Raw genomic sequence first — 14,890 nt, 5'->3', positions numbered from 1 at the left:
TGTATTTTTATAGATTTATAGACTTATAGATTTATAGATTTATATATTTTCATAATCATATTAGCTTGGTTAAAATTTCTTCTGTAAGTTGGTCAATCTGTTTTTGTGCATTTTTATCATTTGAAACCCCTTTTAACAGAACTGAGCGTGTAAAAGCGACCAAATCACTAATATGCGTAGTAGCTGTTTTCACGTTATATTCTTCTAAGCCAATTAAAATATCTAGGGTTAAAGTCGTGTTTGGTTTTATCATATTGAAAACAACCAAGGTATCTATAGTTCTTTTCTCTTGTTCAATAATGGCAAGGGTACTTTTTATGGCAAGCAGATCTAGAATACCGGCTTTAGTTGGCACAATAATTAAATCTGATATTGAAATCAGTTTAGCTAAATGATTAGATAAATAAGGGGGAGTGTCTATGAATATAAAATCATATTGCAGTTCCAAAATACTTTCCAATTTATCTTGATAGGGAATTATTTTAAAATCAGTAACCAATTCTTCTAATTGGCTCAAACTTCCTTGTAAATCAAAATCTAATACAGCAACTCTAGAATTTGCAGCAATATTTTGTGCAAGATTAAAAGTAAGAGTGCTTTTACCAACTCCACCTTTTTGGTGTGTTATTAATATAATTTTCGGCATGTTTTAAAATTTAAACGGTTATTATTTTTGTAAACTTAGCGAGGGGATTAGTAGCCCAAATCCTTACCACTATCAAGAATTTTCCTCACAACTTTTATTGACAAATCCGTTATGGATTTTGGGAAACTAGTCGGTATCTTAGCAAATGGGATTTGCTCTTTTATACTTTGAATTGGGTTCAATTGTTGCTTTACCTCATTTAACCCAGTGTACTTAAATATGAAATTTTTAGCCTCGTTCTTTACTCCATTGGATATTTTACTTCCTAATTCTTTTTCGGACTTTTCAATTTTATAATTGTTCTTTTTATCATTAAAATATTCATACGATTGGTGAATGGGTCTGGCATAGTCGAATTTTTTATCGAAAGTTTGCTCTGCGGTTTTGAAAAAAGCACTGCGATTAAAACCAACTTGATTTTTTCCAGCTAAAAGCATTTTGTCCCTTGCGGCTGACAAGGGAGACAGTGATATTTTATCCCGTGCGTTATGATTGGTTTTATCATGTCTAGAGACTAAAACATGTACGTGAAAGTTGTCGCCACCTTTCAAAGTGTCGTGTTTGATTACTTCCTTGGTAAATGGATCTCTGTTTAGTTTGGCTTCCAATTCCTTTATTTTTTCAGGATTATTTTTTTCGATTTTAATTTCTCGTAAAAGCTCCTTATTTCTTATTACTTCCCTGTCTTTGTGGTTGTAATGCCTTTGTGTCTCTACTTTTCCATACCAAAGTAAATCATCCCCTGTAAGCTGTCTTTTGCTCAAATCGAACCCTTTTTGATGGGCGAGGTCTTTGTAAATACTTTCTTTTTTGGTTCCGTATTCTTTCTCAATTGCTTCTTTTACTTTGTTATCATACAATGTTTGAGGAATTTTATAGGTTCCATTTTTTTGTTCATGTAAAAGTATTTTTGGAATAGAAACCTCTTTGCATCCAAAACCTTCCAAACTCAGTTCAACTTTCAAAGATTTTTTATTTTCCGAAATAATTTTCAAATCTTTCAATTCCTTCCATTCTTTCGGATTTGTATTCTCTTTGATCTCTATTCCTCTTTCTTTCAAGTAGTCTTTGTAAATTTTATTAGTTTCCATTTCTAGAGCTTTCTTTTCATCATTGTTCGGAATCTTGTGGGGGTTAATAAAGACCTCCCTTTCGAAATTTGAAGCATATTCAGACATTAGATTTTTGGTGTAAAGCTTCAATTGCATTTTGATAAGCTCTTGTTTGCTTTCTTCATGAACAGGACTGTTTTTATCGTATCCTCTTTGGGTTAATTCGGCAACTGCAATTTTTTCTAGGTGTTTTAATTCATCTTTACTCGGCGAAATATTTAGCATGTAAAAATTAGATTCTTTTAGTTTCCGTGAACCTCGATTCGAATCGATAGCATCTTTGACATCATCCATTTCTATATTTTGCAATGGTTGTGACTCTGTATATTCTTGATTGAAAAAATTCTCCTGTAGTCTTACCTTGTCAGTGTCGATTTCGTTTTCCTTATTCAAATACTCAACAAGCCCTGAACAACTGGAACTTGATTTGGCATCGTGCGCGATAAATTTTATATTCATGATTTTATCGTTTTCGTTTAAAGACTTCTCTATATTCTAAAATATCTTTCCAATCGTCAATATCCCATTCAATTACCACTTTATCCTTACTGATAAGCTGCTTTTCTATTTTTGTATTTTCCCTTAATATTTGGTGTAATCTTCTGTAAAATCCCAAATCCTCATTTATTCCTTCTATAGTTTTTTCCATGGAAATAAGCAGTTGATTTTTCGATGATAAGTCCCGTGTGAGGCTAATTATTTTTTTATCTAGCTCCCAAATCTTATTAGGTTCTTCCGCTTTTTCAATCAAAGATTCGTTTCTTTTATCAATAGATTGAATGTTTCTATTTTCAAAAAGAGCATTTATTTTTCGGCTCATAGGAGTCAAAATATCTCTCTCGCTTATTTTTAAAATTTTCTCGTTCGCTTTAAAATCGTCTTTCATTACCTTTTTTAAAATATTGATTTCAAATTTTAATTCTTCGAAATTTTTCAAAAACATGTTTGAGATTTGTTCGTTCGGAGCTATATTATTTACCTTAAAAAAATAATGGATTTGAGAAATGCAGTCGTTAAAAGTTGTAAACGAATAAGTTTTTTTCAACCAATCAAGCTGGGTTTTACATTCGTTACTAATTCTGATGTTTACATCCTTCTGCATGTAATTATGTTTACTATTATTCATCGTAAAGTGTTGATTATTAGTTGATTTTTGTCTTTTTTAGTAAAAAAGGAGAAAGATTGCACGCATTTGTTAAGACTAAAATAAATTAAAACATTAAAAATCAGTCAGTTGTAGTTTGGATTGTCGTGTAGCGCAATCCCCTCTTGCTCCCTCATATCTTCAAATTCTATCTTTAATTTCACTACCACTTAACAAGCATTCATTTAAGTCTTTTTACTCTTGTAAAGAACTCCTTAATCAGAAACTTAGTTAGTTCCGTAGCTCTGTTAGCTAATCTTTTACAGGTAATGTAATTGCATTGCCATAGTGATCTCTCAAATCAAAAATGTCTATTAGAATTTTTAAATTTTTATTTTTCTGATACAGTTTGTTTATTACATTTTGTTCATTTGAATTAATTTTTTTTGGGTTGTAAGTAAGGTTTTTTAAAAAATAGTCCGCAATATCATAACCATTAGCTCTGTCCTCAATAGTGCCTTTTAATTCTAATAAATCGGAAATTTGAATATCAAAGCCTTTACTTTTAAAATAGTCACATTTAGATTTCCAAATACTAAACGGACTCCCATTAGGACCATATACACCCAAATCTGGATATAGAATAATTTTTCGTTTTTTTAGAACTTCCATTTTTAATTCATTTAACCCATTCAAACTACCTGCTGCTAACCACAAGTATTTTTTGAATAATAAGCTCATAATACAAGCCGTTTTTTCGGATTCAACTATTGCAATTGTATTGTTGCTAGTATTGATTAAATGTTCTCCAAAAAAACATTGATTGAGATTGAAATCATTTATTTCATTCGATTTTATTTGTATCGAATGAACCCAATTTATGTATTTCGTCCTCTTACCTGATCTACTATAAATAATCATTTTTCCACCCCTGATTTTCTTGTTTGAATCAACTTGCCAAAATACAGTTCCGAAATGCCAGAAATTGGCGGTTCCTATTTTATAATCATTGACTACTTTTTCTACTTTTTGAATATCAAATCTTGATAATAGAAAGGATATGAAATTATTTTCTGAATAGTATTTTAAGGTCTCCAGCAATTCCTTTTCGTTGTGATATGAAATTTGCTTTGGTTTTTCTGATTTAGCGCCGTAAGGCACATAAATTTTGTATTCTATGTTATTATCCATAAAATAAGATTTTGCAGTGTAGTGATAGCCGCAATTTATTTCTCTATCGCATCTTCCAACTATGTTAGAAACATATTCGTTTGATTCGACATCAATATAGAGTACCAATGTTTTTTTATTACAGTTTGGGCACAGGTGTTTTATTGATTTTTTATGTAATGAATATTTATGCATAATTTACTATGATTTCATTTTCTTCATTCTCTTCACTCTCCAGCATTGGTAAGGCTTTAAGTAAGGTATATTACTTCATTTTGGCTTCATTTTGACTTCACTTTGATTATTATTAGTGAGCTGTCGAATTTCACTCTCTTCACTAATTTTGCACAAATACCATTTTTTAAATTGATGCAATTCAGTCTTTTACATGTAAGAATGAAGAGAATGAAGAGAGTGAAGTCTATACTATTTTTTCGTAACTCCCATATGCAAGTCTTTTGAATAATTTTAGGTCTTTTAAGTAAGTTTTGAATTGCCTGTCAGATATACGAGGTCTGCCATCAATCAATTTACAAGCTATTATTAATCCTTCTGCGGTAGTAAAAGTTTTTGGGAGTTCGTTTAAAATATTTTTTTGAAGCTCAGTTAGAGTTTCAAAGTAATTTTTTTTTAAAATCTCTGTTCGTACTTGAATAGCATTATGGTAGAAATAGTCAAATAATTGAATAGCACCTTTGATTGAATAGATATTCACTTGGTTTGTAGATTTACTTTCTACTGTTGAGTTAATCAATTGAAGAATTAATGCAAATCTTAAAACATATTGCTGTAGTTTTATTTCTACGCTTCGTTCATAGTCAAATAAAAACTTGTCGGGTCTATTATTTTGCCATCTGAATAGGAATTCTTTTGCTTCAGTTTCCATTGTGAAAACATTAGATATGCTAGGATCATTATCACCGAGATCAATTAAATTATGAATGAGTGTGGTGTAATTATTGAAAAGCACTTTGTTCACTTGTTCTATATTCCAACGTAATACTTTTTCATCGTTTGGGTAAACAAAGAGCAATCGATCCATAAAACCATTAGTTAATCTTCCATCTTTTCCAAAATCCTTTAAAACCGAAATTTGAGTGCTACCGATAACACTTAAACATGGATCTTCTAGTCTCAATGATTTACCTGAAGCCCTATCGGTTGTTATCTGTGTTCCGCTCCATAAACTTAAATAGGTTTCAGCTTCACCAGAACTATTGTAACGGTTAAAATTCTTTAACCATCCATTTAATTCATCCACATAGATGCAAATACCTCGTTTGTTGTAACTGTGATTTAGAATTAATGCCTCAGGAGTAAAATCACTTAATAAATATCTCTTTAAAATTGGTTTTCTCTCCTTGTTTTTAGTATCTGAATTTTCAGAATTATTTTTTTCGTATTCAAGTAATTGATTTTCATATTCAGCAAACAATTGACTTTCTTTGATTTGAATGGGGTTGAAGCAAAATTTTAAAGCTTGTGTCTTAGCGTCTCCTGGTTGTCCTACAATTACCATAAATAAGTTTACTTTTTCTTCCCATCCATGTTTTACTTCAAGTTTATGTGATTTACCAATAGAGGCGGAAGCAGCCGAAAGGATGCCTGCACCAAGATAATCTATAGGAAAGAGGTGCTTATTATGTATCTCAATAATGATTTCTTGAATAGCCTTAGGATAAATTTGTATTGGGAATAAGTTTCCGTTGGTTTCTTTATGTTTCAAAAAATCTATTTCCAGATCAACGATATCAATCTGTCCTTCTTTTTCTATATCTTTGCTTTGCGAATCAAAGATTATTTTACCCTTTTTACTTTCCTTAGTAAGAAGGGTATTGTTTTTTAGATCCATCATAACTCAAAAACTATTTTTTTGAGTTTACATAATTCTCAGCTTCTTTTTCAATCTGAGAGATCGATTTTGATTTGTTTTGAAGTAACCATTCATCAATCTCTGTTTTAGTGAAAAACAACGTTCGATTGTTAGGTTTCGAGTAGGGGAGTATGTTGTTATGTACAAGCTTGTAAACATAACTTTTAGAAAACCCAGTGTAGTTTACAACATCATCAACTGTGAAGATTTGTTTGTTTGTCCCAATTATAAGTTTCTCTAATTGGCTTAATTTTTGAATAATCGCATTGCTTTCCATAAGTAACTTTTTATATTGTTATTTTATCATTATGGTAGCAAATATCACTAAAGACAAGTGTTTGCGAGATTACATTCGTTACATGTAATGAAAGTTCATATGGGGAAATTCGTAAAAATATTTTCAAACTCTATCAGGAGCTTATGATTTGGAGTTCTGCTGCCGTTTCTAACAGAACCGCTAATAAATTTATTATTATTTTGATCTCTAAAATAAATAATAAAATCAGATATTTTTATTCTTTCGCCAACTATTTTCATTACTTCCTTGCGTAAATAATATAAACTAATTGCATTCAGAGTCAACATAATTGGATTGGATAGAAAATTTTTGCAAAAATCATCTTTTGAATAATTATCATCAATAATTCCATACTCTCTAAATTTTGTCCATAAATAGTTAAGCTGATTAATAGTAAAAGATGAGTTGTAATTTATGATTTTTGTTTTTTTCGGATCTTTCGAAATATTCTCGTCGTTTAATTTTCCAATAAGTTTGTCATTATATGTAACCAGGGCTTCTTTGTTTAATAGTATAGTTTCGCTTGAACATATACTATTAGTTGTTAATCTTCCTTGAGGATGCGCAGTTTTTCTTATTTTAAAAAAAATGAAAAAGCATGCTAATGTTGAGAAAGTAATTACCAATACATAAAAATAGCAATAAAGAATATCAGTAGATGGTTTTATTAAGAGGTAGGTAGAATATGAACTCACACTAATAAGGGATAAAAATAAAAATGAAAAAAATCTATATTCTTTTTTTAATAACCAATCTAAAAGAATAGAACTAAAATATTCAATAACAATAATAAATATTGACAGAAGACACAGGAAAATGAATATTACTATAAAATAACTTAGAGTTTCCATAGAAGAAAATTTAAATATTAATGTTTGGGATTAAGTTAGCAGCTTCTTTCATTTTTTGGTCAACAATTTTAGCATAGATTGCTGTCGTGCGTATTTCGCGGTGTCCTAATCTTTTGGAAACGGTATATATATCAGCTCCATTTTCAAGTAAAAGAACTGCATTCGTGTGCCTGGCACTGTGAAACGTTATATGTTTTGATATTCCTGCTCGATTACACCAGCGTACTATTTCATTATTGTACACAGCACTGTATTTTAGGCCTTTAAAAACTCTTTCTGAGGGGTCTTGTCGTTCTCCAAACAACTCTCTTATTTGATTTGAAATATAAAGATATTCAACTCCTTCAGTTTTTTGTTGCCGAAAATTTATTCTACTCACACCATTGTCTTCATCTCTTATTTCTGACCAGACAAGTGTATTGATATCAGACCATCTAAGACCTGATAATGCAGAAGCGATAAAGGCTCGTTTTAAAACTTCATATTTGCAAGGAGTACTAGCTAGTGATTGTAGCTCTTGATGCGTTAGATATTCTCTTTGACTTTCAGCTTGTTCAAATGATTTTGTTTTCGAAGCATAATTTATTGATAAATAGCCATCATCAAACGCAGCCCTTAGACAGGCTTTGAACTTGTTGTAATAAGAATATTTTGAGTTAAGTGATAAAGGAGTATCACTTTTTGTTTTAGCTTCTTTGTCAAAGTATAAACGCACTCGCTTGACAAAGTTTTCATCAACTTCATCAAATGTTAGATTTGATGAAATGCATCTTTTTAGATGCAGAGAAGTTGCCGTCCAGTTACCGTAGTTTTTAGGAGAGTCAATTTTTTCCTCTGTTTTCTCTATAAAGTAATCTAAAAACAATCTTTTTGACTTGGAAGTGTTTTTGATGTCAAATTTACCTTGAAAGTATTCCGCTTTACGTATAGATAATATTTGTTCACTTAAAGTGTCAATTTCTTTATTTTCTTTTTTTTCAGCAGCAGTCTTTGGATCTTGATTTGGATATAATTTTAGATACTCAAAATCTCTTAAATGAATCCTTTTGCCATCTAAGTTTAGAGTAGAACCCTTATAGTACTCAAGGTATAGACTGAACTTACCATTTTTTAACTTCTTTTTCTTTAAAGTAATATTCATAGGTGTACATTTTTACACCTTTTTTGTCCTGAGGTGTACATCGAGTGTGACAAATGTATGAATTAAAGTTATTACAAGAAAGCTAAAACACAGCTAAATCAATGGTAGTCAAGTTATAGAAAGTTAAGAATACTTAAAGAAAGTGCTTTTATTTCCCGATACAGAAATTAGCGAAAATATTCCCTAACAATTCGTCATTAGTCACCTGTCCGGTAATCATCCCAAACTGATACAAAGCTTCTTTAATATCTAATGCCATCAAATCTGATGATAAGTTTGTTTCAAGACCAAATTTTACTTTTTGTATTTCATCTAAAGCTTTTAGTAATGAATCATAATGTCTTGTATTAGTTACGATTGTTTCATTATTTCGTAAAGCACCAGTATTAACAAATGAAAGTAATTGATTCTTCAACTCCTCAACGCCTAGTTTTTCTTTTGCTGAAATAAGTAAGATTTCCGCAATTTCAGATTTGATATTCTGGATTTCACTTTCTTCTAATTTGTCAGCTTTATTGCCAATAATTACAAGTGGCTTTAATGGAAATTGATTTTTAATTTTTTCAAGTTCCACTTTCAACTTTAAACCAGAAACTTTAAACTCAGAGCTATCAAAAAGAAAAACGACTACTTGTGCTTGTTCTATTTTTTCGAATGTTTTTTTGATTCCAATGCTTTCTACTACATCTTCAGTTTCCCTAATTCCAGCCGTATCGATGAATCTAAATCCGATTCCGCCAATCACTAATTCGTCTTCAATAGTATCACGCGTTGTTCCAGCAATTTCCGAAACTATGGCGCGTTCTTCATTCAATAAAGCGTTCAAAAGTGTCGATTTCCCTACATTGGGTTCACCCACAATAGCCACAGGAATTCCGTTTTTAATCACATTTCCTACTGCAAATGAATCGATTAATCGTTTTAGGACAAATTCAATTCGATTCAATAATTCATGAAATTGGGTTCGGTCAGCAAATTCTACATCTTCTTCTGCAAAGTCTAATTCGAGTTCGATAAGTGAAGCGAAATTCAAGAGTTCTTCTCTTAGTTTAGCTATTTCATTAGAAAAACCACCACGCATTTGCTGCATCGCAATTTGGTGTGAAGCTTCATTATCAGATGAAATTAAGTCGGCAACAGCTTCTGCTTGTGACAAATCGAGTTTTCCATTTAAGAATGCGCGTAATGTAAATTCACCGGCATCAGCCATTCGACAGCCTTTTCGAAGCAATAATTGAATAATTTGCTGTTGGATATAAGTAGAACCATGACACGAAATTTCTATCGTATTTTCGCCAGTATAGGAATTTGGTCCTTTAAAAATAGACACTAGGACTTCATCCAAAGTTTTGGAGTCGTCTATAATATGTCCTAAATGTAAGGTATGCGTTTTTTGGGTCGTTAATTCTTTGTTTTTGATGGATTTAAAAACAGAATTTCCAATAGTAATGGCATCTTGGCCGGAAATTCGGATTACGGCTATAGCACCCGCTCCCGAAGGAGTTGCCAGTGCCACTATGGAATCGTGAGGTATCATATTAAAATTCAATTTAATGCAAAAGTAAGTAAAATTGATAACGCAACAAGACCTGCTTGTTAAACCAGTAACTTTATTTTTGTTAAAAATTCGCCAAACTGATAATTATCATATTAATTTATTTTTTCTTTCGTAATTTTATATAGATTATTGATTTGTAGTAAATTACTATATGTTATGAGAAAAATTTTATTTCCAACAGACTTTTCAGAGGTATCCAAAAATGCATTTATTTACACATTAAAATTGGCAGATTCCATAGATGCTGAAATCATTACTATGCATGTTTATCAACTGCCACAGGCAAACTATGTAAATGTTTCGGAATACTTGCATGAAATTTATGATGTTACGGAGTTGAGTAATTTTGATAACTACAAAGATGAAGTTCCCATTTTAAGGCATATTGCCGAAGAAAATAATTTAGATAAGGTAAAAATAAGTCATGTTTTAATTTTGGGTAATTTGATTGAGGAAATCCAAAAAATTACTAAACATGAAAATATAGATTTTATAGTAATGGGAACTAAAGGTGCGACCAGTTTAAAAGAAACCTTTTTAGGAACTGTTGCAACAAAAGTAATGAATGATGTAAAAGCAGTTGTTTTAGCTATTCCTGAGCGCTGTAAATACCAACCTATAAAAAATTTACTTTATATTACTGAATATAATTCTACAGATATTGAATCTTTTATGCGCGTTATGGCTTTTGCCAAAGTGTTTCAGGCACATATTGATTGTTTACACGTAGAACCGCTACATCATAAAAATAAGAAAAACGATATGGAAGATTGGAATGAATTAATTAAAAACCATAATATTGCTTTACATTCAATTTCAGGGGATGATATTGAAGGTATTATTTTGAATTTCATTGATTTGTATAAAATTAATATGATTGCGATGCGTGTATATCATAAAAATTTCTTTGAAAAATTATTTGAAATCAGTCTTTCAAAAAAATTAGCATTTCATGTCAATGTACCTATTTTGGCGATCCACGAATGAATTTAATTTCGATATTTATTTAAATAATCGAAAAAAATAATTCAGCAATTTATTTTAATAAACGAACTATTTTAATACTTAATAAAATGAAAAAAATTCTATTTCCAACAGATTTTTCTGAAGTGGCTGCAAATGCATTTGTCCATGCTTTAGAATTCGCAAAAATAGTTCAGGGTGAACTCGTTTTATTGCACACATTTGAACTGCCAATATATGACAATCAGTTTTTTCCTGAAAATTATGCTGTCATTTATGATTCTTTAGAGTTGTCTCAGTTTGATATGTTTAAGGATGAAATCCCAAAATTGCGCGCTATAGCCGAAGAACGCCATTTGGATAAAATTAAAATGTCACATAGGCTTATGGATGGAGATTTACTTTTTAACATCAAAAGATCGATTAAAGAAGACAAAATAGATTTTGTAATAATGGGTACTTCCGGAGCTACAGGTTGGGATGCTTTTTTTGTAGGTACTAATGCAGGAGCTGTAATTTCTGGAATAGAAGTTCCAATGTTATGTGTACCTGCTGAAGCAAAATTCAAAAAAACAGAAATTATAGGATTTACAACCCGTTTTAGAACCAAAGATAAAAAGGCACTAAAGATGGTTTTGGATATAGCAAAAAAAACAAAGGCCAAAGTGAAATGTCTTTATGTAAAAACCAGTGATTCTGATGTCTCTAAAGATACAGTCGCTAAGTGGGAAGATGAATTCATTAATGAACCCATTGAGTTTTTTGTTATCAATAGCGACGAAGTCAAAGAAACAATTCTGGATTTTATAATGTATAAAGAAGTAGATGTCTTGACAATGCTGACGTATAAAAGAGGTTTTTTTGAAGGGATTTTCAAACCTAGTTTAACAAAAAAAATAGCTACAAATTTTGATATCCCAATTTTAGCTATTCACATTGATTGATTCCGTGTTGATTCAATTGAAATCTTGATTTCTATGTAGTTTGGCATCGCCATTGCCTTTTAATTTAGACCTCAAAGTAATCTATTTCGTTATATTTGCAATTCATCAAATTGAATTATGGAAATATACAAAGCAAAAAAGATTCGCTTTTCAACGGCATTAATTGCAATCAATAAAAAGTACAATAGTGTAAGTATTTTAAGACTTTTTACTATTGTGCTTTTTTTGGTTTCTATTTATTATTACATCAAAAACAGCCAAATTATTTTTGTAGTTGTCACTATTTTTCTTTTTGGACTATTTGTTTTCTTGATGCGCATTCACACCAAATTACTTTTCGAAAAGCAAGTCAATAAAGCCTTATTCGATATTAATGAAAATGAAATTTCCTATTTGGAAAGAAATAAAATCCCTTTTGAAAACGGACAGGAATTTAATGATTTTCTTCATCCGTATGCGTATGATTTAGATATTTTTGGCGAGCATTCCTTGTTTCAAAACTTGAATAGAACCGCTACTTTTATTGGTAAAAAAACATTTGCAAACCAATTGTTATCCATTTTGCCAAATGATGAAATTACCAGAAATCATCAAGCAGTAAAAGAATTAACCGAAAAATTAGATTGGCGTCAGGAATTTTTGGCTTTCGCCAAAGTAAGCAATGACAATCAATCAAATTATGAGACGCTACTCAAGTGGAGTACATTCAATAGTACGCCTTTGTCTAAAATGAGTGTTTTTATTTCCTATTTTTCACCACTTCTTTTTCTGGGAGTTCTGATTGCTTATGTAGTGACTTCTAATACTTTTTTTGCTTCTGTTTTGTCGTATTTGTTTGTTATTAATTTAATGATTTTAGGACGTTTTATAAAGCGAATCCAAGCTGAAGTAGCTAATTCTACTAACATTGATAAAACCATTCATCAATATAGTTTGCTGTTGAAAAAAATTGAAAACGAATCTTTTCAATCACAAAAATTAATCGATTTACAGCAAAAACTAATGTTCAAAAAAGAAAATGCCAGCATTCATTTGAAACAATTAGCAGGTTTGTTTTCTAATATGGACAGCATCAGTAATTTCGTTACGGCTATCGTATTCAATGGAACGTTTCTTTTTAATTTACATGTTTTAAAATCATTAATTCAATGGAAAAAAGACCATAACGAAGCTTTAGAAAATTGGCTAAAAGTTATTGGTGAGTTCGAAATGCTGAACAGCTTGGCTAATTTTTCGTATAACAATCCCGAGTTTGTGTTTCCAACATTGAACACCAATTTTGAAATAGATTTCAAGGATTTAAGTCATCCTTTATTGAATGAAAAAACCAGAATAGGAAATGATTTGCGTTTTCATCCCGAATCGTTTATGATTTTAACGGGTTCAAATATGTCCGGTAAAAGTACTTTTTTGAGAAGTTTAGGAATAAATATGGTTTTATCAGGAATTGGTTCACCAGTTTGTGCCAAGCAGGCGAATGTGCATCCGTTACCAGTTTTGGTTTCCATGCGATTATCCGATTCGTTGTCCGATAGTGAATCGTATTTTTTTGCCGAAATCAAGCGCTTAAAGCAAATCATGGACGAATTGGAAAACAGACCCGCATTTGTCTTATTAGATGAAATATTACGCGGAACCAATTCAGATGATAAGCGCAACGGAACAATTGAAGTGGTCAAAAAAGTAATTGGTAAGAAAGCCATTGGAGCTATTGCAACACATGATATTGAAGTTTGCTTGACCACAAATGAGTATCCGAATATACTAACCAATAAATGTTTTGAAGTGGAGATTATCAATAATGAACTTCATTTTGATTACAAACTGCGCGACGGAATTTGTAAAAATAGAAGCGCTACATTCTTGATGAAGAAAATGGGAGTGATTTAATTAGTATTCAGAGTTCAGTTTGTCTTTGCGAGGAACGAAGCAAACCCACTAACATGAGCAATCCTAGTTAATCATTGAAGCGGGAAATACAATATGAGATTCCTCTTTCGTTGGAATGACAAAAATGAAATCAATAAAAGCAAAAAACCGTCCCGATTTATCGGGACGGTTTCTTAAATATAAAAATGGTTTGGTTAATAGCGTATTTTAAACTGAACTAGCTATTCAGCATTACTGGCATTACAAGCATTGTAACCGTTTCACCTTCTTCTAATCCATCAACAGGAGTAAGGATTCCGGCTCTGTTTGGCAATGACATTTCAAGCATAATCATATCGGATTGCAAGTTAGTCAACATTTCAGTCAAAAAACGAGAATTATAACCTATTTGCATATCATCACCTTGATAATCACATGTCAATCTTTCTTCGGCCTTGTTTGAATAGTCAATATCTTCAGCAGAAACATTCAATTCAGCACCAGCGATTTTCAAACGAATTTGGTGCGTTGTTTTATTCGAAAAGATGGCAACACGACGCACAGAACTCAAAAATTGAGAACGGTCAATCATTAATTTATTTGGATTCTCTTTTGGAATTACCGCTTCGTAATTTGGATATTTTCCATCAATTAAACGACACATCAAAACATAATTGTCAAAAGAAAAAGTAGCATTCGAATCGTTATATTCAATTTTCACTTCAGCATCTGAAGTTCCAAGAATATTTTTTAAGATGTTCAAAGGTTTCTTTGGCATAATGAAATCAGCCACTTGAGAAGCCGTTACATCCGTACGGGCATATTTTACTAATTTGTGCGCATCAGTGGCAACAAATGTCAATCCTTGTGGCGAAAACTGGAAGAATACACCAGACATTACCGGACGTAAATCATCGTTTCCGGCAGCAAATATAGTTTTGCTAATGGCTGTTGCCAAAACATCAGCAGGAACAAGTGTTACAGATGGATCATCTAAGTTAACCGATTTTGGGAACTCATTTCCAGGAGCATAAGCCAAAGCATATTTTCCAGAATTAGAACTGATTTCTATCGTACTGTTTTCTTCAACCGTAAAAGTTAAAGGCTGTTCTGGGAATGTTTTAAGGATTTCCAAAAGTAATTTTGCAGGGACAGCAACGCTTCCTTTACTTTCTGAATCAATTCCTAACGTAGCAGACATAGTTGTCTCTAAATCAGAAGCAGAAACCGTTAGCACATTATGGTCTAAATCAAATAAAAAGTTATCTAAAATAGGCAAAGTATTACTGCTGTTGATAACGTTACCTAAAACTTGTAATTGTTTCAATAAGTACGAACTCGATACTATAAATTTCATCTGTTATGTTTTATTTTTTAAGGT

General features: G+C 31.3%; 13 protein-coding genes and 1 pseudogene. 3 read left to right on the top strand and 11 right to left on the bottom strand.

Translation table 11 applies throughout. The annotated features are described in order from the left end of the window. Positions 1-55: 55 nt before the first annotated feature. From ACXX80_RS13455 to mnmE, 10 genes and pseudogenes are all read right to left on the bottom strand, one after another. Positions 56-646, bottom strand: a complete 591-nt coding sequence (locus tag ACXX80_RS13455; RefSeq protein WP_458553633.1) for a ParA family protein — start codon at positions 644-646, stop codon at positions 56-58. Positions 647-693: 47 nt separating this feature from the next. Continuing rightward, positions 694-2,217: a DUF5712 family protein gene (locus ACXX80_RS13450; protein WP_458553632.1), complete on the bottom strand. Its 1,524-nt coding sequence runs from the start codon at positions 2,215-2,217 to the stop codon at positions 694-696. A 4-nt stretch (positions 2,218-2,221) separates the two neighbouring features. Next, the gene (locus ACXX80_RS13445) at positions 2,222-2,884 is read right to left on the bottom strand and encodes a BfmA/BtgA family mobilization protein (protein ID WP_458553631.1); all 663 of its coding nucleotides are present in this window, start codon (positions 2,882-2,884) and stop codon (positions 2,222-2,224) included. A gap of 270 nt (positions 2,885-3,154) precedes the next feature. Then, the gene (locus tag ACXX80_RS13440) at positions 3,155-4,033 is read right to left on the bottom strand and encodes a DUF6371 domain-containing protein (protein WP_458554103.1); all 879 of its coding nucleotides are present in this window, start codon (positions 4,031-4,033) and stop codon (positions 3,155-3,157) included. Further along, positions 4,034-4,207: pseudogene (locus ACXX80_RS13435) on the bottom strand (PG0870-related protein); the annotation flags it as partial. 226 nt (positions 4,208-4,433) lie between these two features. Next, positions 4,434-5,867, bottom strand: coding sequence for a DUF3987 domain-containing protein (locus tag ACXX80_RS13430; protein WP_458553630.1), 1,434 nt, complete (start codon positions 5,865-5,867; stop codon positions 4,434-4,436). Between the two features lie 10 nt (positions 5,868-5,877). Continuing rightward, on the bottom strand, positions 5,878-6,162 hold the full coding sequence (locus ACXX80_RS13425) for a helix-turn-helix transcriptional regulator (protein WP_458553629.1): 285 nt from the start codon (positions 6,160-6,162) through the stop codon (positions 5,878-5,880). Between the two features lie 95 nt (positions 6,163-6,257). After that, complete coding sequence (locus ACXX80_RS13420) at positions 6,258-7,034, bottom strand: hypothetical protein (RefSeq protein WP_458553628.1); 777 nt, start codon at positions 7,032-7,034, stop codon at positions 6,258-6,260. 10 nt (positions 7,035-7,044) lie between these two features. Then, the gene (locus ACXX80_RS13415; protein ID WP_458553627.1) at positions 7,045-8,175 is read right to left on the bottom strand and encodes a site-specific integrase; all 1,131 of its coding nucleotides are present in this window, start codon (positions 8,173-8,175) and stop codon (positions 7,045-7,047) included. 148 nt (positions 8,176-8,323) lie between these two features. After that, entirely contained in the window at positions 8,324-9,712 is a 1,389-nt protein-coding gene (gene mnmE / locus ACXX80_RS13410) for a tRNA uridine-5-carboxymethylaminomethyl(34) synthesis GTPase MnmE (RefSeq protein WP_458553626.1), read from the bottom strand. A 177-nt stretch (positions 9,713-9,889) separates the two neighbouring features. On the opposite strand from mnmE, the gene ACXX80_RS13405 reads away from it, so the two are divergent. The 3 genes from ACXX80_RS13405 to ACXX80_RS13395 all read left to right on the top strand — a co-directional run bounded on the left by ACXX80_RS13405 (position 9,890) and on the right by ACXX80_RS13395 (position 13,530). Further along, on the top strand, positions 9,890-10,720 hold the full coding sequence (locus ACXX80_RS13405) for a universal stress protein (RefSeq protein WP_458553625.1): 831 nt from the start codon (positions 9,890-9,892) through the stop codon (positions 10,718-10,720). A gap of 86 nt (positions 10,721-10,806) precedes the next feature. Further along, positions 10,807-11,640, top strand: coding sequence for a universal stress protein (locus tag ACXX80_RS13400; protein ID WP_315211211.1), 834 nt, complete (start codon positions 10,807-10,809; stop codon positions 11,638-11,640). A 117-nt stretch (positions 11,641-11,757) separates the two neighbouring features. Next, on the top strand, positions 11,758-13,530 hold the full coding sequence (locus tag ACXX80_RS13395; RefSeq protein ID WP_458553624.1) for a MutS-related protein: 1,773 nt from the start codon (positions 11,758-11,760) through the stop codon (positions 13,528-13,530). A 217-nt stretch (positions 13,531-13,747) separates the two neighbouring features. Here the strand turns inward: ACXX80_RS13395 and dnaN are convergent, their stop codons facing one another. Further along, positions 13,748-14,866 (bottom strand): DNA polymerase III subunit beta, encoded by a 1,119-nt coding sequence (dnaN, locus tag ACXX80_RS13390; protein ID WP_126459175.1) that lies wholly within the window; start codon positions 14,864-14,866, stop codon positions 13,748-13,750. Between the last annotated feature and the right edge of the window lie 24 nt (positions 14,867-14,890).

This window comes from Flavobacterium sp. GNP002 (genome assembly GCF_054343795.1).
This window is presented reverse-complemented; position numbering and strand designations above follow the sequence as displayed.

Coding starts and splice junctions, on each gene's coding strand:
- ACXX80_RS13455 (WP_458553633.1), bottom strand. CDS start 646: ATGCCGAAAATTATATTAATAACACACCAAAAAGGTGGAGTTGGTAAA.
- ACXX80_RS13450 (WP_458553632.1), bottom strand. CDS start 2,217: ATGAATATAAAATTTATCGCGCACGATGCCAAATCAAGTTCCAGTTGT.
- ACXX80_RS13445 (WP_458553631.1), bottom strand. CDS start 2,884: ATGAATAATAGTAAACATAATTACATGCAGAAGGATGTAAACATCAGA.
- ACXX80_RS13440 (WP_458554103.1), bottom strand. CDS start 4,033: ATGGATAATAACATAGAATACAAAATTTATGTGCCTTACGGCGCTAAA.
- ACXX80_RS13430 (WP_458553630.1), bottom strand. CDS start 5,867: ATGATGGATCTAAAAAACAATACCCTTCTTACTAAGGAAAGTAAAAAG.
- ACXX80_RS13425 (WP_458553629.1), bottom strand. CDS start 6,162: ATGGAAAGCAATGCGATTATTCAAAAATTAAGCCAATTAGAGAAACTT.
- ACXX80_RS13420 (WP_458553628.1), bottom strand. CDS start 7,034: ATGGAAACTCTAAGTTATTTTATAGTAATATTCATTTTCCTGTGTCTT.
- ACXX80_RS13415 (WP_458553627.1), bottom strand. CDS start 8,175: ATGAATATTACTTTAAAGAAAAAGAAGTTAAAAAATGGTAAGTTCAGT.
- mnmE (WP_458553626.1), bottom strand. CDS start 9,712: ATGATACCTCACGATTCCATAGTGGCACTGGCAACTCCTTCGGGAGCG.
- ACXX80_RS13405 (WP_458553625.1), top strand. CDS start 9,890: ATGAGAAAAATTTTATTTCCAACAGACTTTTCAGAGGTATCCAAAAAT.
- ACXX80_RS13400 (WP_315211211.1), top strand. CDS start 10,807: ATGAAAAAAATTCTATTTCCAACAGATTTTTCTGAAGTGGCTGCAAAT.
- ACXX80_RS13395 (WP_458553624.1), top strand. CDS start 11,758: ATGGAAATATACAAAGCAAAAAAGATTCGCTTTTCAACGGCATTAATT.
- dnaN (WP_126459175.1), bottom strand. CDS start 14,866: ATGAAATTTATAGTATCGAGTTCGTACTTATTGAAACAATTACAAGTT.